The sequence below is a fragment of the Pseudomonas soli genome (assembly GCF_900110655.1).
Classification (GTDB): domain Bacteria; phylum Pseudomonadota; class Gammaproteobacteria; order Pseudomonadales; family Pseudomonadaceae; genus Aquipseudomonas; species Aquipseudomonas soli.
In genome coordinates this window covers 591210-613455 of record NZ_FOEQ01000002.1, presented here as the reverse complement: position 1 = coordinate 613455, position 22246 = coordinate 591210, and the positions used below count along the sequence as shown (strand labels likewise).

Genomic DNA, 22246 nt, shown 5'->3' with positions numbered 1-22246 from the left:
GGTCAGTAGCAGAACTCCAATACGTTGGCCTGGCTCTTGTCGGTCGGCGCGGTACGGTTCTGCTGCAGCCAGAACTGGCACTTGGGGCTGTTGAGGTTGCGCGGGTTGCCCTGGGCGGCCTCGGCGGCATGCTGCAATTCCTGCTTGTGCAGGATGTCCTTGTAATGTTCGAACATCTGCGCCTGGGCATCGGCCGGTGGCGCTGGAGGAGCGGTTGGCGCAGGCAGGACCTGCGCGGGGGCGGTGGCCTCGACCAGCGGTTGCACCTGCTGTGGCCACAAGTGCAGGGCCAGCCACAGGCTCACGGCGATCGCCAATGCGCCGAGCCACAGGCCGAGGGCGACGCACAGCACCAGTTGCACCGGTTTCAGGGTGATCTTCAATTCGCGGGGGCGGGGCATGGTGGCCTCCTGGCAGGCGGGGCGAGGGCGCCATTCTCGCATGCCGCGGCAGGTATTTTCAGCGCCGCGCTTTTGTTGGCCGGCATTTTTCAGCAAAATCCGCGGTCTTTTTTCCGCAGGTAACGGAACGTGGCGATGAAAATCACCTGGGACATCTTCTGCACGGTCGTCGACAACTATGGCGACATCGGCGTCACCTGGCGCCTGGCGCGCCAGCTGGCGAGCGAGCATGACCTGGCCGTGCGCCTGTGGGTGGATGACCTGCAAGCCTTCGTGCCCCTGTGCCCAGAGGCCGACAGCCAAGCCGAGCAGCAGTGGCGGCAGGGGGTCGAGGTACGCCACTGGCCGGCCACGTGGCAAGGCGCGGAGCCGGCGCAGGTGGTGGTGGGCGCCTTCGCCTGCCAGCTGCCGCAGGCCTATGTCGAGGCCATGGGCGAGCAGGCCAAGCCGCCCTTGTGGCTGAACTTGGACTACCTCAGTGCCGAAGACTGGGTGGATGGCTGCCATGGCTTGCCGTCGCCCCAGGCCAATGGGTTGCGCAAGTTCTTTTTCTTCCCGGGTTTCACCGAGAAGACCGGTGGCCTGTTGCGCGAAGCTGCCTTGCTGCCCCGTTGCCAGGCGTTCCGCCAGGCGCCGAATGAGCGGGCGAGGTTCCTGGCAGGGCTGGGCGTCCACCCCGAGGCCGGGGCGCGGCTGATCTCGCTGTTCGCCTACGAGAATCCACAGTTGGGCAACTGGCTCGACTTACTGGCCGAAGGCGCGCACCCCAGCCACCTGCTGGTACCGCAAGGGCGCATCCTGGGCGACCTCGGCCACTGGCTGGGCGAGGCGGACCTGGCCGTGGGGGCGCTGCATCGGCGCGGCGCCTTGACGGTCCAGGTGCTGCCTTTCGTCAGCCAGGACGACTACGACCGGTTGCTGTGGAGCTGCGATTTCAACGCCGTGCGCGGCGAGGATTCGTTCGTGCGGGCGCAATGGGCCGGCGTGCCGATGCTGTGGCACATCTACATCCAGGAAGAGAACGCCCACTGGGAAAAGCTCGAAGCATTCCTAGCCCTTTATTGCCATGGGCTGTCGGCCGCCGCCGGGCAGGCGTTGGGCGAATTGTGGCGGGCCTGGAACATGGACCGCCCGATGGGGCAGGCCTGGCAGGCGCTGCAGCCGCACTGGCAGGAAGTGCGCGAACATGCCCGCCAGTGGCAGGCCACGCAGGCCGCTCGGCCGGACCTTGCCACGAGGCTGGTACAGTTTTACCGAAATTCGCTATGATACGCGGCCTCGATTTTTATAAATCCATCCAGATTCGGATACTTCGTAATGAAAACTGGTAAAGAACTGAAACCCGGTACCGTACTGCGGATCGACAACGACCCGTGGCTGGTTCAGAAAGCTGAGTTCACCAAGTCGGGCCGTAACAGCGCGATCATGAAGACCAAGCTGAAGAACCTGCTGACCGGCTACAAGACCGAAACCGTATACGGTGCGGACGACAAGCTGGACGACGTGATCCTGGATCGCAAAGAAGCGACCCTGTCGTTCATCAGCGGTGACTCGTACACCTTCATGGACACCACCGACTACACCATGTACGAGCTGAACGCCGAAGACATCGACGCCGTTCTGCCGTACATCGAAGAAGGCATGGAAGACATCTGCGAAGCCGTCTTCTTCGAAGGCCGCCTGGTATCGGTAGAACTGCCGACCACCATCAGCCGCCAGGTTACCTACACCGAGAACGCCGCACGTGGCGACACCTCGGGCAAGGTCATGAAGCCTGCCAAGCTGAAGAACGGTACCGAGATCCAGGTTGCCGACTTCATCCAGATCGACGAGTGGATCGACATCGACACTCGCGACAACAGCTTCAAGGGCCGTTCCAAGAAGTAATCCTTCTTGCGATGAGCACGAAAAACCCGGCCTTGGCCGGGTTTTTTTGTGCTCGTGAAACCGTGTCGCCTTTATCGCGGGGCAAGTCGGGTCGCCCCGCGAAGGCATTCACACCGTCACATGCAGGCGCACATCCACATTGCCGCGGGTGGCGTTGGAGTACGGGCAGACCTTGTGCGCCTTCTCCACCAGCCCTTCTGCGTCGGCCTGGGCCAGGCCAGGCAGGTTGATGTGCAGGTCGATGTCCAGGCCGAAACCACCGGGGATCTGGCCGATGCCGACCTTGGCGGTGATCGAGGCGTCAGCTGGCAGGGCTTTTTTCTCCTGGCCGGCGACGAACTTCAGCGCGCCGATGAAACAGGCCGAGTAACCTGCGGCGAACATCTGCTCGGGGTTGGTGCCATCACCCCCGGCACCGCCCAGCTCTTTCGGGGTGCTCAGCTTGACTTCCAGCTTGCCGTCGCTGGAGCGGGATTTGCCATCACGACCACCGGTGGAAGTGGCTTCTGCGATGTACAGCGGAGTGACCTTTTGCATCTTGAGCCTCGCTTGGGTGCTGTGCGCCGTCGGCGCTGAGTGGGTATGGGATTAACTTAGCGCGCAATTATTTAGTGCGCAAGTTAAATATTCGACCATTCATCCGAACAGCCATCTCACAGCTTAGACGTCAGAGGTTTTCTTGCAGCTGCGCGCGCAGGACGAGCAGGTCGGCCTGCAGTTTGCGCAGCTGCTCGGCGCTGTGGCCGCTGGCCTGCAGGATGCATTGCGGCACGCGCTGGGCTTCGGCCTGCAGGGCGCGGCCCTTGTCGGTCAGCTGCACCAGTACCACCCGTTCGTCCTCACGGCTGCGGCTGCGCTTGAGCAGGCCTTCGCTTTCCAGGCGCTTGAGCAGCGGGGTCAGGGAGCCGGGGTCGGTGAGCAGGCGCTGGCTGATCTCGCCCACGGTCAGGCCGTCCTGCTCCCACAGCACGAGCATGGCCAGGTACTGCGGGTAGGTCAGGCCCAGGGCCTGCAGCAGGGGCTTGTAGACCTTGGTCATCAACAACGAGGTCGAGTGCAGGGCGAAGCAGACCTGGTTGTCCAGCAGCAGCGCGTCGCAGGGGGCTTGGGTGTCGGCGTTCATGCAGGTCCTTGGAATCGGTGAGTAATAAAATCTAGCACGCCAAAGCTTGGTGCGCTCATTGCCAGCGCAGCTCGCTTCTCAGCGCCAGGTCCCAGGGCGGCACCGGGCTGAAACGGCTCTTGAGGAATTCGAGCAGCAAGCGGCTGCGAGAGTTCGTTTCATGTTCAAGGCGCAGTGCATAAATTCCGCTGGTTTCGGGGGGCGGCAGGCCGTTGTCGCAGAACAGGGGGAGCAGTTCGCCGCGCAGCAGGTAGTCGCTGACCAGCCAGGTCGGCAGGTGGGCGATGCCCAGCCCGGCCAAGGCACCGAACAGCAGCGTCTCGGCATTGTTGGCGGCCATGCGCATGCGCGTCGGGCGGTACAGGCGGGTCTGGCCACCGACCTCGAAGCGCCAGGCGAACGGTGGTGCCAGGCCGTCCCAGTCGAGGCCGTCATGCCCAGGCAACTCGCTCGGGCAGGCTGGTACGCCGCGATTGGCCAGGTACGCCGGGCTGGCGCAGGCGATCCGCACCATGTACGCCAGTGGCGTGGCCACCAGGCGGGTGTCGGCCAGGGGGCCTGCGCGCAGCACCAGGTCGACTTCGCCCAGGTGGCTGCCGTGCAGGTCGACGAAACTGTCGATCAGGCGCAGCTGCACGTCGAGCCCGGGGTAGGCCACCAGGAAGTCGGCGATGGCCGGAGCAAGGTGGCGACGGCCGAACGCGGCCGGGGCGTCGATGCGGATCAGCCCATCGGGGGCGTTGCTCAGGGATACCGCCTCGGCCCGGGCCAGGCGCAGTTCCTCGATGATGCGCCGGGCCCGTTCGGCAAACGCATTGCCAGCGGGTGTGGCGCGCACCGCGTGGGTGCTGCGCGAGAACAGGCGGCTGCCTACCGCGTTTTCCAGGCTGTCGATGCGCCTGGCCACCGCCGAAGGCGTAAGCGGATGGCGACGGGCGGCGGCGGAAAAACTGCCGGTCTCCAGCACATCGAGAAAAAGACTCAGTTGTTCGGTGAGGATATCGGGGCTCATGACGGCTCTGCTTGTGCGGATTGCGCAAAGCCATTGTGCGTTGCTGTGCGTTTCCCCGCCAGCCGGGACTGGGTAGCATGCCGGCATTCTCTGAGAGCAGGCGGATGAGGCGCGAATGATCGAGTGGTTGATGTACATCGTTTTGGGCGCAGCCCTGGGCACCTTGGGTGGCTTGTTCGGGATTGGTGGCGGGCTGATCGCGATCCCGGCGCTGGGGGTGCTGTTCGGCCTTGACCAGCAACTGGCCCAGGGCACCGCCCTGGTGATGGTGGTGCCCAACGTGCTGCTTGCGCTGTGGCGCTATCACCAGCGCAACCGCATCGAGTTACGCCATGCCGTGCCGCTGTCGTTGTGCAGCTTGTTGTTCGCCTGGCTGGGGTCGATCTGGGCAGTGGGCATCGATGCCCAGTCGATGCGCCTGTATTTCGTTGGTTTTCTGGTGGCCCTGGCGTTGTGGAACGTGGCGCGCATGTTCCTGCCGGTGAAGCCGCCGAGCAACCAGCTGCGCTTTCCCTGGCCATGGCTGGGCGTGCTGGGCAGCTTTGCCGGGACCATGGGCGGGCTGTTCGGCGTGGGCGGCGCGGTGGTGGCCACGCCGATATTGACTTCTGTGTTCGGCACCACCCAGGTGGTGGCCCAGGGGTTGTCGCTGGCATTGGCGGCGCCGAGCACTGCGGTGACCCTGCTGACCTATGGTCTGCACCAGAGCGTGGACTGGAGCATCGGGGTGCCGTTGGCGGTGGGCGGGTTGCTGAGCATCAGCTGGGGGGTGAAGCTGGCCCACGCGTTGCCGGAAAAGGTCCTGCGCTCGATGTTCTGTGTGTTTCTGGTGGTGTGCGCGGTGATGCTCGGGCTCGAGCTCTGAGCGCAAGGGGCTGCAGAGCCCATCGCCCTCTGTAGGAGCCGGCTTGCCGGCGAAAAGGGCGCGAAGCGTCCTCGGCTTACTTGAACCCTTCGACGATGTACTCGGCCATGCAGTCGGTAATTGGCGAATGCTGCTGGTCATTGCGCAGCAGCATCACATTGGCCATGTGCAACTGCGGCAGGCCATCGTCCTCGCCGAGGATGCGCAGTTCGCCGCCAACCAGGCTGTGCAACTGCGCGGTCACCGCCAGCCCCGCCTGCACGATGGCGAAGATCGCCGCCAGGCTCGGGCTGGTGTAGGCAATACGGTACTCGATGCCGTGGCGCTCCAGGGCATTGCAGGTCCAGGCGCGGCAAAAGCAGTCGGTGTTGAACAACGCCAGTGGCATGGGCCGCTGCTCCTGCGGGCAGAAGCCCTTGGCCGCGGCCCACACCAGGCGCTCCTGGCGCAGCAACTGGCCGACTTCGTTGCCGGGCTCGCGGGTGACGATGGTCAGGTCCAGGTCCTGGCGCAGCATCAGCTGCTTTGACGAATCGCAATGCACCTCGACATGGATCAGCGGGTAGGCCTGGGCGAAGCGGGTGAGGATGCCCGGCAGGTAGCGCATGGCGTAGTCGTCCGGGGTGCCGATGCGCACCACCCCGACCATGTGCGGCATGCGCAGCGTGTTGAATACCTCGCCATGCAGCTTGAGGATGCGTCGGGCATAGCCCAGCAGCACCTGGCCCTCGGCGGTCAGGCGCACCTGGCGGCCATCGCGCTCGAACAGCTGGCGCTGCAGGATGTCTTCTTCCAGGCGCTTCATCTGCATGCTCACCGCCGACTGGGTGCGGTTGACCACTTCGCCGGCGCGGGTGAAGCCGCCTTGCTCGGCAATGGCGACGAAGGTGCGCAGCACCTCGGCGTCGAGACTCTGATACTGGGACATGGCATCAATCTCCGAGATGCATGGCATCAGAAACATTCGTTGGATTGATCTTAGGCCTGGGACGAGACTGGAGCCATCCACAAGGAGGGCGTCATGATGAAAGGTCATTTCAACGTAGCTCACCAACCGGCCGCATCCCTGGGCCATCTGTGGCACGACGCCAGCGGGCTGGTGCTGCGCTGGTTCGAACTGCACCGCCAGCGTGACGAGCTGGCGCGTCTGAGCGATGCCACGCTGCACGACCTGGGGTTGTCGCGGGCGGATATCCAGCAGGAGGCCGACCGGCATTTCTGGGAGGACCCGTTGCGTAAATGAAGGTGGTTACAATCGCGGGGCTTGCCCCGCGATTGCGTCTTTACTGTCTGGACACCAGACGGAGCCACCTCATGTCCTTTAGCCTGTCCCTCGCCCAGGCCCGCCGCCTGGCCTTGTCCGCCCAGGGCTTTGGCAAGTCGCCCGCGCAGCCGCCGACCCTCGCCAATCTCAAACGCATGCTCCAGCGCCTGGGCGTGGTGCAGATCGACTCGGTCAACGCGCTGGTGCGCTCCCATTACCTGCCGTTGTTCTCGCGCCTTGGCGACTATCCAGCCGACCAGCTGGACCAGCTCGCCTGGGGCAAGCGCCGCCAGCGGCGGCTATTCGAATATTGGGGGCATGAGGCCTCGCTGCTGCCGTTGGAGCTCTACCCGCTGATGCGCTGGCGCATGGCCCACGCCGCCGACGGCAAGGGCATCTACCGACAACTGGCGACCTTTGGCCGTGAGCGGCGCGAGGTCATCGAGCGGGTACTGGCTGCCGTGCGCGAGCGCGGCGCGTTGGGTGCAGGCAGCCTGTCGACCCGCGAGGAGCGCGCCGGCCCTTGGTGGGACTGGAGCGAAGAAAAGCACGCGCTGGAATGGCTGTTCGCCGCTGGCGAGGTCACCGTGGCCGGGCGTCGCGGTTTCGAGCGCCTGTACGACCTGCCCGAGCGGGTGCTACCAGTGGAAATCCTCGATCAGGCCCAGCCCAGCGAGGCTGAAGCGCACCAGGGCTTGCTGCTGCACGCGGCCGGCGCCCTGGGCGTGGCCACCGAACAGGACCTGCGTGATTACTTTCGCCTCTCGCCGCAACAGAGCAAGGCCGCCCTGGCTGTGCTGGTCGAGGACGGGCGCCTGCAGGCCTGCGCCGTGCAGGGCTGGAAACAGCCGGCGTATGTCGCGGGCGTGCCACGGATTCCCCGACGCATCGAAGCCAGCGCCTTGTTGTCGCCGTTCGATTCATTGGTCTGGGCGCGGGATCGCACCGAGCGCCTGTTCGATTTCCGCTATCGCCTGGAGATCTACACCCCCGCGCACAAGCGGGTGTACGGCTACTACGTGCTGCCGTTCCTGCACGACGGGCGCATCGCCGCGCGCCTGGACCTGCGTGCCGAACGCGCCCACGGACGCCTGGCGGTGCATGCGGTGCACGAAGAGGCGATGGGGCTGGACGAGGCGGGCTACCAGGCGTTGGCGCTCAGCCTGCAGAAGCTGGCCAACTGGCTGGGCCTGGCGCAGGTGCAGCTCAACTGCCCCCGCGCCGAGGGCAGCCGGCTGCGTCAGGCATTGCTCAGCGGCGTACCTGCTTGAGGGTTTCGGCGATCAGGAAGGCCAGTTCCAGCGACTGGTCGGCGTTCATGCGCGGGTCGCAGTGGGTGTGGTAGCGGTCGGAGAGCGCGTCCTCGGTGATCGGCCGGGCGCCGCCGATGCACTCGGTGACGTTCTGCCCGGTCATCTCGATATGGATGCCACCGGCGTGGCTGCCCTCGGCCTGGTGCACCTGGAAGAACTGCTTGACCTCATCGAGGATCTGCGCGAAGTCGCGGGTCTTGTAGCCGCTGCTGGCCTTGATGGTATTGCCATGCATCGGGTCCGAGCTCCACAGCACCTGGCGGCCCTCGCGCTGCACGGTGCGGATCAGCCCCGGCAGGTGGTCGCCGACCTTGCCGGCGCCCATGCGCACGATCAGGTTCAGGCGGCCCGGGTCGTTGTCCGGGTTGAGCACGTCGATCAGGCGGATCAGCTCCTCGGGGTTCATGCTCGGGCCGACCTTGACCCCGATCGGGTTGTGCACGCCGCGCAGGAACTCGACGTGGGCGCCGTCGAGCTGGCGGGTGCGGTCGCCGATCCACAGCATGTGCGCCGAGCAGTCGTAGTAGTCGCCGGTCAGGCTGTCGCTGCGCACGAAGGCTTCTTCATAGTTGAGCAGCAGCGCTTCGTGGGCGGTGAAGAAGCTGGTTTCGCGCAGTTGCGGCGCCGTGTCCAGGCCGCAGGCGCGCATGAAGGCCAGGGTTTCGTCGATGCGGTTGGCCAACTGGTGATACTTGTCGGCCAGCGCCGAGTTGGCGATGAAATCGAGGTTCCACTTGTGCACCTGGTGCAGGTCGGCAAAGCCACCCTGGGCGAAGGCGCGCAGCAGGTTGAGGCTGGCGGTGGCCTGATGGTAGGCCTGTAACAGGCGCTCGGGGTCGGGAATGCGGCTTTTCGCGTCGAAGCCGATGCCGTTTACGATGTCGCCACGGTAGGCGGGCAGGGTGACGTCGCCGATGGTTTCGTCGTTGGCCGAGCGTGGCTTGGCGAACTGCCCGGCCATGCGCCCGACCTTGACCACCGGGCAGCCGGCGGCGAAGGTCATGACAATGGCCATCTGCAGCAGCACCTTGAAGGTGTCGCGGATCTTCGCCGCGGAGAACTCGGCGAAGCTCTCGGCGCAGTCGCCACCCTGCAGCAGGAACGCCCGGCCCTGGGTCACCTCGGCGAACTGCCGGCGCAGCTCGCGGGCTTCGCCGGCAAACACCAGCGGCGGGTAGCTGGCCAGGGTCTGCTCGACCTTCAGCAGGTGCGCGGCGTCGGGGTAGATCGGTTGCTGCTGGATCGGCAGTGTGCGCCAGCTGTCAGGGGTCCATTGTCGGGTCATTGCAAGCTCTATCCATAAGTGTCGTTAAGGCCTGCCAGCCATGGTACGCCCGCGCGTGCTTGTTGCACCACCGGCATTGGCGGACAATGGCGGTTTTGCGCGGGCAGGTGGTAGGGATGGCGACGGAGCGGGAAGAGCGGCTGCTGGCACGGGTCGAGGATGCCTTTGGCGTCATCAGCGTGTACGAGGTGGATGACTATCGCTTCCTCGAGTTCGGCGACGCCATCGAGCAGAGCTGCACCTTCACCGCCGACCCCTGCTGGCTGGAGTACGACTACACCCGCGCCATGCTGGTTGGCGCGCTGTGCCACGAACAGCCGGAAAGCGCGTTGTTCCTCGGCCTTGGCGCCGGCACCCTGACCCAGGCGTGCCTGAAGTTCCTGCCGCTGGAGGACGTCGAGGCCATCGAACTGCGCCCGGACGTGCCGCGCCTGGCCATGGAATTCATGGGCCTGGACGACGATCCGCGGCTGTACGTGCGGGTAGGCGACGCCCTCGAGCTGCTGCCCAGCGCCGAAAAGGCCGACCTGCTGTTCGTCGACCTGTATACCGACTATGGTCCCGGCGTCGGGCATCTGGCCTGGGGGTTCCTGGAAAACTGCCAGAAGCAGCTCAACCCAGGGGGGTGGCTGGTGATCAACCAGTGGGCCGGGGACGATGGCAAGCCACTGGGCGCGGCCTTGTTGCGTGGGCTGTACCATCGCCATTACTGGGAACTGCCGGTGAAGGAGGGTAACGTGATCCTGCTGGTGCCGGAGGACCTGGAGCAGACGCTGGATATCGATGCCGTGCGGGCGCGGGCCGCAGCGCTGGCGCCGCAACTGGGGTATTCGCTGGAATATTTGATCAAGGCCATCCGTCCGGCGACCTGAATGGATGAGGGCAGCGCCGAGGCTGCGGGGAAACGATTCAGCCTGGATCCAATCCTGGCCTTGATCCTAGAAATATTTCTCACAGTTCATGGCGGATTCGGGTATAGTACGCGCCGGTCTTTTAGCGGACCTCGAATCAGGTGGTGCAAATCCTCCGAACCCAGCTTCGGCTGCGCGTCCGCTAGTCGGACCTTCCCAAGATGTTCCTTTTTCAATCGTTTTCGCAAATCCCCGCCGCCAAAACTGCCTGGGTGACCGCTTGGTCTTTCAAGGCATGTGCAGTTTTGGAGCATGGGTCTTTGCGGATGCACCTAGAGGCAGACCCATGACCCAGGAAACCGGCGGATTCGCCGCTCTCGATCTCAATCCGAATATCGTTGCTGCTGTTCTGGCCACCGGCTACGAAGAGCCTTCGGCTATTCAGCATCAGTCGATCCCGATCATCCTCGCCGGTCACGACATGATCGGCCAGGCGCAGACTGGCACCGGCAAGACCGCTGCCTTCGCCCTGCCGATCCTCAACAAGATCGACGTGAGCAAGCGCGAACCGCAAGCCCTGATCCTGGCGCCAACCCGTGAGTTGGCGCTGCAAGTAGCCACCGCTTTCGAAACCTACGCCAAGCAGATGCCGGGCGTTAACGTGGTGGCTGTTTACGGTGGTGCCCCGATGGGCCCACAACTGCGTGCCATTCGTAACGGCGCGCAAATCGTCGTGGCCACCCCTGGCCGCCTGTGCGACCACCTGCGCCGCGACGAGAAAGTCCTGTCCACCGTTCAGTACCTGGTACTCGACGAAGCCGACGAAATGCTCAAGCTGGGCTTCATGGACGACCTCGAAGTGATCTTCGACGCCATCCCTGCAACCCGCCAGACCGTACTGTTCTCCGCCACCCTGCCGGCCTCGATCCGTGCCATCGCCGAGCGCCACCTGCGCGAGCCGAAGCACGTCAAGATCCAGAGCAAGACCCAGACCGTGACCGCGATCGAGCAGGCCCACCTGATGGTCCACGCCGACCAGAAGATCCCGGCCGTGCTGCGCCTGCTGGAAGTGGAAGAGTTCGACGCGCTGATCGCCTTCGTGCGTACCAAGCAAGCCACCCTGGACCTGGCTGCCGCCCTGGAAGCCAAAGGCTACAAGGCTGCCGCGCTGAACGGCGACATCGCCCAGAACCAGCGTGAGCGCGTGATCGACTCGCTCAAGGATGGCCGCCTGGACATCGTCGTCGCCACCGACGTCGCTGCCCGTGGTCTGGACGTGCCGCGCATCACCCACGTGTTCAACGTCGACATGCCGTACGACCCGGAGTCCTACGTGCACCGTATCGGCCGTACTGGCCGTGCCGGTCGCGATGGCCGTGCGCTGCTGCTGGTCACCCCGCGTGAGCGCCGCATGCTGCAGGTGATCGAGCGTGTCACCGGGCAGAAGGTTGCCGAAGCCCGCCTGCCTAACCCGCAGGCCGTGCTGGACGCACGCATCAAGAAGCTGACCAAGAGCCTGGCGCCACTGGTGGCCGAGTCCGAGGCCAGCCATGGCGAGCTGTTCGACCGCCTGACCGCCGACCTGGGTTGCAGTGCCCGTGCCCTGGCTTCGGCCCTGCTGCGCAAGGCCACCAATGGCCAGGCGCTGGACCTGGCTTCGGTCGAGCGCGAGCAGCCGTTGGTGCCGACCCACACTCCGCGTGAGCGCAGCACTGGCGAGCGTACCGAGCGTGGTGAGCGCAGCGACCGTGGTGACCGCGAGCGTCGCGCGCCGATGCCGCTGGCTGAAGGCCGCGTGCGTTGCCGTACCGCCCTGGGTGCCCGTGACGGCATCGCCGCCAAGAACCTGCTGGGCGCTATCCTCAACGAGGGTGGCCTGGCGCGTGATGCCATCGGTCGTATCCAGGTGCGTGACAGCTTCAGCCTGATCGAGCTGCCGGAAGACGGCCTCGAGCGCCTGCTGACCAAGCTCAAGGACACCCGCGTAGCCGGCAAGCAGCTGAAGCTGCGTCGCTACCGCGAGGACTGATCCTGGCGCTGCAATAAAAAATCCCCGGCCTAGGTCGGGGATTTTTTTGCCTGTGTCCAGCACATGTAACCATGTGCATGGGAGCGTCAGTCGAACCGATAGATATCCATCCCCAGCGCCCCCAGCGTGAATCCCTGGTGAACGATGCCAAACCGCTCGCCAGCGCCCATGGCGAAGAACAGCGGCAGCAGGTGCTCGTCACTGGGATGATTGCGCACTGCAAACGGTGCCTGGCGCCGATAGTCCATAAGCGCCGCCTCGTCTCCCGCCTTCAGCTGCTCCACCACCCAATCACGAAACGCCAGCGCCCAGGGCTCGACCGCATCCGGCCCGGCATGCCAGTCCAGCTCACCCAGGTTATGGGTGATGCTGCCCGAGCCGATCAGCAGGATGCCTTCCTCACCCAGCTGCGCCAGCGCCTGCCCGACCTTCAGTTGCAGGGCGGGGCCGGCCTGGCTGGGCAGCGACACCTGGACTACCGGAATCTCCGCCTGCGGATACATCAGCGCCAGTGGCACCCAGGCACCATGGTCGAAAGGCCGCTGCTCATCCAGGCGGGCGCCGAGCAACCCGGCCAGCCGCTGCGCCAGTGCCGGTTCGCCGGGAGCCGGGTAGTGCACCGCGTACAGGGCCGGCGGAAAACCATGGAAGTCATGCCAGGTCTGCGGGTGTGGGTTGCTCATCACCAGCAGTTCGCGGCTCTCCCAGTGCGCCGACACCACCACGATCGCCTTCGGGCGGGGCAGGGCGCGGGCCAGCGCGGCCAGGGCCGGGCCGCTGGCGCCGGGTTGCAGGGCGAGCATGGGTGAGCCATGGGAAATGAACAGGCTGGGCAGCATGACGGGGTCCTGGCAGGTAAGATGCTGCCATCTTCGATCAGCCTTCGATCGAGATCCAATATAAGTTTTCACAGGCTTTTATCGAAAAACCGGGAGGGATCATGGAGCCAGCGTTCTGGCACAAGCGGTGGGCGGACAACCAGATCGGCTTTCACCAGGCTCAGGTGAACCCGTACCTGCAGGCGCACTGGCCGGCGTTGGGGCTGGCCCCGGGCGCACGGGTTCTGGTGCCGCTGTGTGGCAAGAGCCTGGACATGCTCTGGCTGGCCGCGCAAGGGTATCGGGTGCTGGGTGTGGAACTGTCGCGACGGGCGGTGGAGGATTTCTTCGCCGAGCACGGGCTGTTGGCGCAGGTGACGCGGCACGGGGGCTTCGAAGTGTGGCGCAGCGACGAGGTGGAGCTGTGGTGCGGCGATGTGTTCGCCCTGCGTGCCGAGGATCTGGCTGATTGCGCGGGGGTGTACGACCGGGCGGCGTTGATCGCCTTGCCTGAGCCGATGCGCGAGCGCTACATGGCATTGTTGGGCGAGCAGTTGCCAGCGGCCTGCCGCGGCCTGCTGGTGACCCTCGACTACGACCAGGCCGTGATCGACGGGCCGCCGTTCTCGGTGCCGGACGCCGAGGTGCGGGCGGGGTTTGCCGGGTGGCGGGTCGATGAGGTCGAGGCGGGGGAGATTCTCGACGAGAGTCCGAAGTTTCTCAAAGCTGGTGTCGAAAGTTTGGTTGAGCGAGTCTACAGCGTTCGGCGTTGAAGCTATCGCGGGGCAATGAAAAGGGCGACCGAAGTCGCCCTTTCTTGTTGCTGTCTGGATCAGCCGCGACGGCGCAGGGCGTCGATGCGGTCTTCCAGCGGCGGGTGGCTCATCAGCAGGCCGGCCAGGCCATGCTTGAGACCGCCGTTGATGCCGAAGGCCTTCATCGTGTCGGGCATGTGCACCGGCAGGCCCTGCTCGGAGCGCAGGCGCTGCAGCGCGCCGATCATCGCGCCGGTGCCGGCCAGGTGGGCGCCGGCCTCGTCGGCGCGGAACTCGCGGCGGCGCGAGTACCACATGACGATGATGCTGGCGAGGATGCCCAGCACCAGCTCGGCGACGATGGTCGCGATGAAGTAGGCGATACCGTGGCCTTCTTCGTTCTTGAAGATCACCCGGTCGACGAAGTTGCCGATGATGCGGGCGAAGAACATCACGAAGGTGTTCACCACACCCTGCACCAGCGCCATGGTGACCATGTCGCCGTTGGCCACGTGACCGATCTCGTGGGCCAGCACCGCGCGCACTTCATCGGGCGAGAAGCGCTCCAGCAGGCCCTGGGACACCGCCACCAGCGCGTCGTTGCGGTTCCAGCCGGTGGCGAAGGCGTTGGCCTCGTAGGCCGGGAAGATGCCTACCTCGGGCATCTTGATGCCGGCCTCGCGGGACAGCTCCTCGACGGTCTGCAACAGCCACTGCTCGTGACGGGTGCGGGGCTGGGTGATGATCTGGGTGCCGGTGGTCATCTTCGCCATCCACTTGGAGATGAACAGCGAGACGAGCGAGCCAGCAAAACCGAACACGGCGCAGAAGACCAGCAGCTGGCCGAGGTTGAGGTCAACCCCGTTGGCGGCCATGAACCCGTTGAAGCCGAACAGGCTCAGGGTAATGCTTGCAACCAGCACCACCGCGAGGTTGGTGGCTACAAACAACAGAATGCGCATCATGGTTGTTACGTTCTCCTGACGGATGAGTTTGTTGCGTACTGCGGGGTATATAAGGGGGAGGGCGCTGCTATTCAACCGGGCGACTATTTCAAACTGTGTACGCGAGGAGTATGGCAGAGGATGGCGTGAGGGCTGTGGGGTAGAGCGTTGCAGGATGTAAGGCAAAAGCATCGCGAGGCAAGTCGCATCGGCGTACCGATGCGACTTGCCTCGCGATGGCGATATGGCTTACTGCGAATAGGTACGTAGGAAGTTGCCGATACGCCCGATCGCCTGTTCCAGGTCGTCCACCCGCGGCAAGGTCACCACGCGGAAGTGGTCCGGCCACGGCCAGTTGAACGCCGTGCCCTGGACGATCAGCAGCTTCTCCGACAGCAGCAGGTCGAGGGCGAATTTCTCGTCGTTGAGGATCGGGCAGACCTTCGGATCGATGCGTGGGAAGGCGTACAGCGCGCCCATCGGCTTGACGCAACTGACCCCGGGGATGTCGTTGAGCAGCTCGTAGGTGCGGTTGCGCTGCTCCAGCAGGCGGCCCGGTGGCAGCACCAGGTCGTTGATGCTCTGGTAGCCGCCCAGGGCGGTCTGGATGGCGTGCTGGGCCGGCACGTTGGCGCACAGGCGCATGTTGGCCAGCATGTCGATGCCTTCGATGTAGCTCGTGGCGTGATGCTTGGGCCCGGAGATGATCAGCCAGCCGGAGCGGAAGCCCGCCACCCGGTACGACTTGGACAGGCCGTTGAAGGTCAGGCACAGCAGGTCCGGGGCCAGCGACGCGGTGCTGATGTGCACGGCCTCGTCGTAGAGGATCTTGTCGTAGATCTCGTCGGAGAACACCACCAGGTTGTGCTGGCGCGCCAGCTCCAGCATGCCCAGCAGCAGCTCCTTGGAGTACACCGCGCCGGTCGGGTTGTTCGGGTTGATGATCACCAATGCCTTGGTGTTCGGGGTGATCTTGGCCTTGATGTCGTCAAGGTCCGGGAACCAGTCGGCCTGCTCGTCGCACAGGTAGTGCACCGGCTTGCCGCCGGCCAGGCTCACCGCGGCGGTCCACAGCGGGTAGTCGGGCGCCGGGATCAGCACTTCGTCGCCGTTGTTGAGCAGCGCCTGCATGGACATGACGATCAGCTCGGACACGCCGTTGCCGAGGTAGATGTCCTCGATGGTGACGCCTTCGATTTCCTTTTGCTGGCAGTACTGCATCACCGCCTTGCGCGCGCTGAACAGGCCCTTGGAGTCGCTGTAGCCCTGGGCGGTGGGCAGGTTGCGGATGACGTCCTGGAGGATCTCGTCCGGCGCCTCGAAACCAAACGGCGCCGGGTTGCCGATGTTCAGCTTGAGGATGCGATGGCCTTCCTCTTCCAGGCGTTTGGCGTGCTTGAGCACTGGGCCGCGAATGTCGTAGCAGACATTGGCGAGCTTGTTCGATTTGCTGAACTGCATGATGAGATCCCGAGTGAGAATACGCGCCGCCTGCTTTCGAAAGGTTTGAAAGGGCGGGAACCGGGTGCCAGACTGACTGCCTTGCACACGAAGCCAACTAATATACGTGCCACCCGCGCCAGGGAAAAGCCGGTGCGAGGTGAAATTCAGCCTGCCGAGGTCCCACCATGCAAAAGATCGACAAAACCCTGGACGAATGGCGCGCCATGCTCGATCCGGCCCAGTACCAGGTGTGCCGCCTGAAAGGCACCGAGCGGCCGTTCAGCGGCAAGTACAACAGCGAGCGCCGCGACGGCGTCTACCACTGCATCTGCTGTGACCTGCCGCTGTTCGACGCCAAGACCAAGTTCGATTCCGGCTGCGGCTGGCCGAGCTTCTACGCGCCGATCGAGGAGGCCGCGATGATCGAGATCCGCGACACCTCCCACGGCATGATCCGCACCGAAGTCACCTGCGCCCAGTGCGACGCCCACCTGGGCCATGTATTTCCCGACGGCCCGCCGCCGACCGGGCTACGCTACTGCATCAACTCGGTGTGCCTGGACCTCAAGCCACGCGATTGACGGAGAGCGAACATGGCCGATGCGCTGCTGGACATCCCCTGCGTCACCCTCGGTGGCGAACAGAAAGTGCTGGGCGACTTCGCCGGCAAGGCGCTGCTGGTGGTCAACACCGCCAGCCAGTGCGGTTTCACCCCGCAGTACAAGGGCCTTGAGCGCCTGTGGCAGGACTACCGCGACCAGGGCCTGGTGGTGCTGGGCTTCCCCTGCAACCAGTTCGGCAAGCAAGAGCCGGGCGACGCCCGGGAGATCGCGCAGTTCTGCGAGCTCAACTTCGGCGTGAGCTTCCCGCTGTTTCGCAAGATCGAAGTCAACGGCCCCGGCGCCCACCCGCTGTTCGCCGAGCTCAAGCGCCGCGCCCCGGGCCTGCTGGGCTCGCAGAAGATCAAGTGGAACTTCACCAAGTTCCTGGTCGACCCGCGCAGCGGCAAGGTCACCCGCTTTGCCCCGACCACCAAGCCCGAGGCGCTGAAAACGGCGATAGAGCCGCTGCTCAACCGCTGACCGGCACCCAGTGCTCGATAAGCGCCAGCAGTTCCTCGCGCCGGAACGGCTTGGCCAGGTAGTCGTTCATGCCCGCGGCGCGGCAGCGTTCGCGCTCCTCGGGCATGGCGTTGGCGGTCAGTGCGACGATTGGCAGCTCTGGCCAGCGGCTGCTCTGGCGGATGCGTCGGCTGGCCTCGTAGCCGTCCATCACCGGCATGTTGCAGTCCATCAGCACCAGGTCGAAGGTATCTCGTTCAAGGCAGTCCAGAGCCTCCTGACCATGGGCAGCCACCTGCACCTGGCAGCCGAGTTTACCCAGCATGCCCTTGGCGACCAGCTGGTTCACTGGGTTGTCCTCCACCAGCAGGATGCGTGCCCTGAGCTCCCGCATTGCCGGCACTTCGTGGGGCAGCGGCGCGTTGGGTTCCCCATGCAGGGTGCGGCGCAGCGTCTGGTACAGGGCATTGCGCGCCAGGGGCCGGGCCAGCTGCTGCAAGGGTTGCAGTTGCTCGGCCTGTTCGGCAGGCAGGAAGTTGCCGTAGGCGGTCACCAGCAGGATCGGCGCCGCGATGGCCGGGCGCAGGTCGAGCACGTGTTCCAGGTCGTCGGTGATCAGCAGGTCGACCGGCAGGCCAGCCAGTGCGCTGGCGTCTTCATGGCGCGTGTAATCCAGCCCCCAACGCGGCAGCAGCCCTTGCAGCAGCTCGGCCAGGCCGCTGCCGGGGTTGCCCAGGGCCACCACGCGTCCGCTTATTGCCGCTGGCGGGATAGCCTCGGTGTGCGCCGGTAGTGGCAGGTCGGCGCTGAAACGGCTGCCGAAACCGGTCTCGGAATGAATATGCAGATGTCCCTGCATGGCCTTGCACAGGTTGCGGGTCAGGGCCAGGCCCAGCCCGGTGCCGCCGTATTGGCGGGTGATACCCGCGCCGGCCTGGGTAAACGGCTGGAAGATCCGTGCCTGGGCCTCCTCGGGGATGCCGATGCCGGTGTCGCTGACTTCCAGGCGCACGCCGCCGACGATGCTGCTCAGGCGCACATCGACACGCCCGAAGCGGGTGAACTTGAGCGCGTTGGACAACAGGTTGCTGACGATTTGCCGTACTCGCGTCGGGTCGCCCAGCACCGTGCTGGGAAAATCCGGAGCGATCAGGCAGGTAAGTTCGACACTGGGCGCGGCATTCTGCGACAGCAGGTTGGCGGTGTCCTCGACCATCGCACCGAGGTCGAACGGGATGCGCTCGAGCTCCAGCTGGCCGGCGTCGAACTTCGACAGGTCGAGGATATCGTTGAGCAGCTCCACCAGCACCTTGCCTGAGTCGTGGGCAATCGACAGTTGCTGGCGCTGCTCGGCGGCCAGGCCGCTGTCCAGCGCCAGCGCGATCATGCCCAGCATGCCGTTGAGCGGCGTGCGGATCTCGTGGCTCATGTTGGCCAGGAAGGCGGCGCGGGCCTGGGCCATGTCCAGGGCGCGCTGGCGCGCTTCGTCCAGCTCCTGGTTGGACAGGCTCAGGCGGCTGTTGCTGGCCTTGAGCTCGTTGGTACGGGCCGAGACGATATCTTCCAGCTCGTTGAGGTACTGGGTCAGGCGGTTCTCGGCGGTGCGCCGCTGCTGGATCTCGGTGGCCATGCTGACGAACTGCTGGTTGGCGACCCGTACCAGCACGCCGATCTCGTCGTTCTCGTGGCCCTTGGGGCAGTCCACGCGGTTCTGCCTGGGCGTGCGCGCATCGTTGCCGCTGAGCGCGCCGATTACCGTCACCAGCGGTTTGGTCAGCATCAGGTAGAACAGCGCCAGGAGAATACCGGTGAGCACCAGGCTGCGGGCGAAGCCGTTGACCAAGGTGACCCCGGCGCGGTCGAGGAAGCGCCCGCCGAAGGCGTAGGTGTCGACGTCCAGATACAGGGTGCCGAGGTATTCCTCGGGCATATGGGCGAGGAACAGCCGGTCCTGAAACACCCGCTGCTCGCCGAACAGGAAGTCCGACAACGGCCGGTAGCGGCTTTCCATGCGCGGCCGCCGCACGTCGGCCAGCACCGTGTCGTTGTTGTCGATCAACCGCGCACGGATCAGCGCCGGGGATTTCAACAGCCCGCCGGTCAGCTCCTGGGCAAGCTCGGTGTCGATGTTGTAAGCGATGCGCGAGGCCGTGTCGTGGCTGATCTTCAGCAGCGCCTGAATTTCACGGTTGATGGACGCGTCTTCGCTGGCATAATCGATGCCGATCTGGATGAGACTGAGCAATGTTCCCAGGATGAAGCCGACCAGGACTGTCAACCGGGCTTGCTTGTATGACAGGCGATTGGTGAACTTGATATCCATGGGTCCCAAGCCGGTTACTTGCTCCGTGCGCTGCGCAAGCATAGCCGATCAGCCCTGGCTGCTGGCGGGTCTGTCTGTTCATTTCAGTTGAGCGTCGATTAAGGGCCGCTGCGCGCCCCAAAAACTGAAATCAATAGGAGTCGCCATGGACGCCCGCCTTACCGCTTTTCTCGACCGCGCCGAATTAGTCCTCGCCCGCCTCGAACCCCTGCTGCCGGCCCCGCGCCCGGACATCGACTGGACCCGCACCCTCGCCGCCCGCTGGCAGCGCGATGGCCGCAGCGGCTACCTGATGCCGCTGGAGGTCAGCCTCGATATCCGCCTGTCCGACCTGATTGGCGTCGACCAGCAGCGCGAGCAGTTGGGCCGCAACACCCACCAGTTCATCAACGGCCTGCCGGCCAACCACGCCCTGCTGTGGGGCTCGCGCGGCACTGGCAAGTCGTCGCTGGTGCGCGCGCTGTTGGCCGAGCACGCAGGCCAGGGCCTGCGCCTGATTGAGATCGAGCGCGACCACCTGGCCGACCTGCCGCGGGTGGTCGAGCAACTGCACAAGCTCAAGCAGCGCTTCATCCTGTTCTGCGACGACCTCTCGTTCGAGGCCGGAGAGGGCGACTACCGGGTACTCAAGAGCGTGCTCGACGGCTCGCTGGAGCAGGCCCCGGACAACGTGCTGCTGTACGCCACCTCCAACCGCCGCCACCTGGTGCCGGAGAAGCAGAGCGACAACGAAAACTGGAAGATGGTCGACGGCGAGCTGCACCCCAACGAAGCGGTGGAGGACAAGATCGCCCTGTCCGACCGCTTCGGCCTGTGGCTGTCGTTCTACCCGTTCAGCCAGGAGCATTTCCTCAACGTGGTCGAGCACTGGATCGGCCAGCTGGCGCGCCCGGCCGGGCTGCAGTGGCAGCGCAGCGAAGCGCTCGACATCCTCGCCGTGCGCTGGGCCACCGGCCGCGGCAACCGTAATGGCCGTTGTGCCTATCAGTTCGCCCGCTACTGGGTCGGGCTGCAATTGCTGGAGCAGAAATAAATGATCGACCTCAACGCCAGTGGCCAAGGCCTCGACGGCTACGACCTGCTGGCCGCGCAAGTGCAGGCGCTGTTCGCCGACGAGCGCGACTTCATCGCCAACGCCGCGCAGTTCTCGGCCTTTTTGTACAACCAGATGGACGACCTGAATTGGGCGGGCTTCTATATCAACCGCAACGAAGAGCTGGTGCTCGGCCCGTTCCAGGGCCAGGTAGCCTGCGTGCGCATTCCGTTCAGCCGGGGTGTATGCGGCGCCGCCGCTGCCACCCGCAGCACCCAGCGAGTGGAGGACGTGCATGCCTTCCCCGGGCATATCGCCTGCGACAGTGCCTCGAACAGCGAGCTGGTGATTCCGCTGGTCAAGGCGGGCAGGCTGATCGGCGTGCTCGACCTGGACAGCCCGAAGCTGGCGCGCTTCAGCGCGGCTGACCAGGCGGGGCTGGAGCGCCTGGTCGAGGTGTTCCTCGAGTTGACCGACTGCTGAAATGAACAAGGGGCCTGCGAAGGCCCCTTGTTCTTGTTACGGCGTGGAAACGGGCTTGCCCGCGACAGGGCCGGTACTGTCAGTCGTAGATCACCTTCTTCTTCCAGGTCTCGTCCTCATCGGTTTTGAGCCCCTGGGTCAGCGCGTTCTGGTCGTTCTCTGCCGGCTCCATCTGGTCCAGCACCTGGGCGTTGGCCCGGTTCAGCAATTTCTCCATGTAGGTCAGCTGCTCTTCATACTGCTTGGGCTCCGGCTGCTTGCGCAGGTACTGCACGCCGCGCTCGAAGGCCAGGCGCGCCTGGCCCGGCTGGTTCTGCTGCAGGGCCTGCTGGCCGAGGTTGTTGAAGAACTCGATATGCAGCAGCACCAGGATATGGCGGATCTCCTTGACCCAATACTTGCCTTCGTTGGTCGCCAGGAAGCCTTCCTGAGTGGCACGCACGATCTGGTTGTGCAGCAGTTCCAGCAAAAAGCGCACGTCCTTGGCCTTTACCTCGGTCTGGATGGGCGAGGGCGGGTTACTGACCGGTATCCTCTCGCCTTGGGCGATCAGCCCTTCCAGCTCGGCGATGCGCGCCTTGAGGTCGCCACTGTGCTTGTCCAGGGCCAGCTGGCGCTGGTTGAGGTTCAGTTCGAGGCGGGTCAGCAGCAGTTTGAGCGCGGGCGTCATGAATTGCCCGGGGAAGGTCTCGGTGATCTCGCCGCAACGGCGCAGGCGGTCGGCCAGCTCGACCTTGAGCCGTGCACGCTCGAGCTTGCCGTTCTCGACCACATTGTTCAGGTAGCCGATCACGATCAGCAGCGCGATACCTGCAACGATAAGCAGGGTGATCAGAAGTGGTGTCACCGTTAACGCCTCATGAAGAAGTTTTGCATCTATCGAGAGTGTAGTGAGTCCGCCCGAAAGCGAACAGTGCAGCCCGGCGGAACAGCCTGCGCTCCATTGAATCTGTGGCGGATTCATGGGAGCCGGCTTGCCCCGCGATCAGGCCCTCAAGCCTTGCCTATATGTATCGGCCCGTAATCCAAAACCTACAGATGCTGGCACATCGCTACGAGCTTGCCGAGCCGGCGTCAGAAAAGCAACGCCAATCCCCGGACACATCCTGCATCACTGCCCATGACGACGGGAAGTCATTGATTTAAATAAATTTCTACAAAGGGGTTGACGACCCTGCGAGGCATCCATAGAATGCGCGCCACTTGCAGCGTAAAGCACACAGCGAAACGCGGCAGGGAGTGAAAGCAAGCAGTACTTTAATAGGTAATGCGAGCAGCGTGTCCCCTTCGTCTAGTGGCCTAGGACACCGCCCTTTCACGGCGGTAACAGGGGTTCGAGTCCCCTAGGGGACGCCA

At 64.7% G+C, this 22246-nt stretch carries 23 protein-coding genes and 1 tRNA gene; 13 read left to right on the top strand and 11 right to left on the bottom strand.

The genetic code is table 11. The features are described 5' to 3' along the window. Positions 1-2 precede the first annotated feature (2 nt). Positions 3-401: a hypothetical protein gene (locus BMY03_RS07410; protein WP_094010669.1), complete on the bottom strand. Its 399-nt coding sequence runs from the start codon at positions 399-401 to the stop codon at positions 3-5. A 135-nt stretch (positions 402-536) separates the two neighbouring features. Between BMY03_RS07410 and earP the strand changes: the two genes are divergently transcribed. Both earP and efp read left to right on the top strand, forming a co-directional pair. Next, on the top strand, positions 537-1670 hold the full coding sequence (gene earP / locus BMY03_RS07405; RefSeq protein ID WP_094010668.1) for an elongation factor P maturation arginine rhamnosyltransferase EarP: 1134 nt from the start codon (positions 537-539) through the stop codon (positions 1668-1670). A gap of 48 nt (positions 1671-1718) precedes the next feature. Next, on the top strand, positions 1719-2288 hold the full coding sequence (gene efp, locus BMY03_RS07400) for an elongation factor P (protein WP_011532839.1): 570 nt from the start codon (positions 1719-1721) through the stop codon (positions 2286-2288). A 108-nt stretch (positions 2289-2396) separates the two neighbouring features. Here efp and BMY03_RS07395 read toward each other — a convergent pair whose 3' ends face one another. The 3 genes from BMY03_RS07395 to BMY03_RS07385 form a co-directional block, all read right to left on the bottom strand. Continuing rightward, positions 2397-2825: an organic hydroperoxide resistance protein gene (locus tag BMY03_RS07395; RefSeq protein ID WP_023632623.1), complete on the bottom strand. Its 429-nt coding sequence runs from the start codon at positions 2823-2825 to the stop codon at positions 2397-2399. A 130-nt stretch (positions 2826-2955) separates the two neighbouring features. Next, positions 2956-3411: a MarR family winged helix-turn-helix transcriptional regulator gene (locus BMY03_RS07390; RefSeq protein ID WP_023632624.1), complete on the bottom strand. Its 456-nt coding sequence runs from the start codon at positions 3409-3411 to the stop codon at positions 2956-2958. 55 nt (positions 3412-3466) lie between these two features. Further along, complete coding sequence (locus BMY03_RS07385) at positions 3467-4423, bottom strand: LysR family transcriptional regulator (protein WP_094010667.1); 957 nt, start codon at positions 4421-4423, stop codon at positions 3467-3469. 115 nt (positions 4424-4538) lie between these two features. Here BMY03_RS07385 and BMY03_RS07380 point away from each other — a divergent pair, with 115 nt between their 5' ends. Next, entirely contained in the window at positions 4539-5288 is a 750-nt protein-coding gene (locus BMY03_RS07380) for a sulfite exporter TauE/SafE family protein (RefSeq protein ID WP_094010666.1), read from the top strand. Positions 5289-5364: 76 nt separating this feature from the next. Here the strand turns inward: BMY03_RS07380 and BMY03_RS07375 are convergent, their stop codons facing one another. Further along, positions 5365-6216 (bottom strand): LysR substrate-binding domain-containing protein, encoded by an 852-nt coding sequence (locus BMY03_RS07375; RefSeq protein WP_031316005.1) that lies wholly within the window; start codon positions 6214-6216, stop codon positions 5365-5367. 96 nt (positions 6217-6312) lie between these two features. Between BMY03_RS07375 and BMY03_RS07370 the strand changes: the two genes are divergently transcribed. Both BMY03_RS07370 and BMY03_RS07365 read left to right on the top strand, forming a co-directional pair. Then, the gene (locus BMY03_RS07370) at positions 6313-6531 is read left to right on the top strand and encodes a DUF1127 domain-containing protein (RefSeq protein ID WP_031316004.1); all 219 of its coding nucleotides are present in this window, start codon (positions 6313-6315) and stop codon (positions 6529-6531) included. A 71-nt stretch (positions 6532-6602) separates the two neighbouring features. Continuing rightward, positions 6603-7823: a winged helix-turn-helix domain-containing protein gene (locus BMY03_RS07365; RefSeq protein WP_094010665.1), complete on the top strand. Its 1221-nt coding sequence runs from the start codon at positions 6603-6605 to the stop codon at positions 7821-7823. Here the strand turns inward: BMY03_RS07365 and BMY03_RS07360 are convergent. Continuing rightward, complete coding sequence (locus BMY03_RS07360; RefSeq protein WP_038705662.1) at positions 7804-9150, bottom strand: class II 3-deoxy-7-phosphoheptulonate synthase; 1347 nt, start codon at positions 9148-9150, stop codon at positions 7804-7806. The two genes, BMY03_RS07365 and BMY03_RS07360, sit on opposite strands and share 20 nt — an antisense overlap. Positions 9151-9266: 116 nt before the next feature. Here BMY03_RS07360 and BMY03_RS07355 point away from each other — a divergent pair, with 116 nt between their 5' ends. Further along, positions 9267-10022 (top strand): spermidine synthase, encoded by a 756-nt coding sequence (locus tag BMY03_RS07355; RefSeq protein ID WP_094010664.1) that lies wholly within the window; start codon positions 9267-9269, stop codon positions 10020-10022. A 325-nt stretch (positions 10023-10347) separates the two neighbouring features. Beyond that, on the top strand, positions 10348-12030 hold the full coding sequence (locus BMY03_RS07350; RefSeq protein WP_038705663.1) for a DEAD/DEAH box helicase: 1683 nt from the start codon (positions 10348-10350) through the stop codon (positions 12028-12030). An 86-nt stretch (positions 12031-12116) separates the two neighbouring features. Here the strand turns inward: BMY03_RS07350 and BMY03_RS07345 are convergent, their stop codons facing one another. Beyond that, a complete protein-coding gene (locus BMY03_RS07345) occupies positions 12117-12869 on the bottom strand; it encodes a DODA-type extradiol aromatic ring-opening family dioxygenase (protein WP_094010663.1) in 753 nt (250 codons plus the stop codon). 101 nt (positions 12870-12970) lie between these two features. On the opposite strand from BMY03_RS07345, the gene BMY03_RS07340 reads away from it, so the two are divergent. After that, on the top strand, positions 12971-13621 hold the full coding sequence (locus BMY03_RS07340; protein WP_038705665.1) for a thiopurine S-methyltransferase: 651 nt from the start codon (positions 12971-12973) through the stop codon (positions 13619-13621). Between the two features lie 59 nt (positions 13622-13680). Here BMY03_RS07340 and htpX read toward each other — a convergent pair whose 3' ends face one another. Both htpX and BMY03_RS07330 read right to left on the bottom strand, forming a co-directional pair. Then, positions 13681-14568, bottom strand: a complete 888-nt coding sequence (gene htpX / locus BMY03_RS07335) for a protease HtpX (RefSeq protein WP_038705666.1) — start codon at positions 14566-14568, stop codon at positions 13681-13683. 228 nt (positions 14569-14796) lie between these two features. After that, positions 14797-16008 (bottom strand): pyridoxal phosphate-dependent aminotransferase, encoded by a 1212-nt coding sequence (locus tag BMY03_RS07330; protein WP_038705667.1) that lies wholly within the window; start codon positions 16006-16008, stop codon positions 14797-14799. A gap of 167 nt (positions 16009-16175) precedes the next feature. On the opposite strand from BMY03_RS07330, the gene msrB reads away from it, so the two are divergent. Together msrB and BMY03_RS07320 are read left to right on the top strand one after the other, a co-directional pair. Next, positions 16176-16571 carry a peptide-methionine (R)-S-oxide reductase MsrB gene (gene msrB, locus BMY03_RS07325; RefSeq protein WP_023631702.1) on the top strand — a complete coding sequence of 132 codons (396 nt, stop codon included), beginning with the start codon at positions 16176-16178 and terminating at the stop codon, positions 16569-16571. 12 nt (positions 16572-16583) lie between these two features. After that, positions 16584-17072 (top strand): glutathione peroxidase, encoded by a 489-nt coding sequence (locus BMY03_RS07320; protein WP_094010662.1) that lies wholly within the window; start codon positions 16584-16586, stop codon positions 17070-17072. On the opposite strand, the gene BMY03_RS07315 is transcribed toward BMY03_RS07320, so the two are convergent. After that, complete coding sequence (locus BMY03_RS07315) at positions 17062-19416, bottom strand: response regulator (protein ID WP_038705668.1); 2355 nt, start codon at positions 19414-19416, stop codon at positions 17062-17064. The genes BMY03_RS07320 and BMY03_RS07315 overlap by 11 nt on opposite strands. Positions 19417-19519: 103 nt before the next feature. On the opposite strand from BMY03_RS07315, the gene BMY03_RS07310 reads away from it, so the two are divergent. Continuing rightward, positions 19520-20407: an ATP-binding protein gene (locus BMY03_RS07310; protein ID WP_094010661.1), complete on the top strand. Its 888-nt coding sequence runs from the start codon at positions 19520-19522 to the stop codon at positions 20405-20407. After that, positions 20408-20890, top strand: coding sequence for a GAF domain-containing protein (locus BMY03_RS07305; protein ID WP_023628840.1), 483 nt, complete (start codon positions 20408-20410; stop codon positions 20888-20890). A gap of 79 nt (positions 20891-20969) precedes the next feature. On the opposite strand, the gene BMY03_RS07300 is transcribed toward BMY03_RS07305, so the two are convergent. After that, complete coding sequence (locus BMY03_RS07300) at positions 20970-21737, bottom strand: hypothetical protein (RefSeq protein WP_023628839.1); 768 nt, start codon at positions 21735-21737, stop codon at positions 20970-20972. A gap of 433 nt (positions 21738-22170) precedes the next feature. Here BMY03_RS07300 and BMY03_RS07295 point away from each other — a divergent pair. Continuing rightward, a tRNA-Glu gene (locus BMY03_RS07295) sits at positions 22171-22246 on the top strand.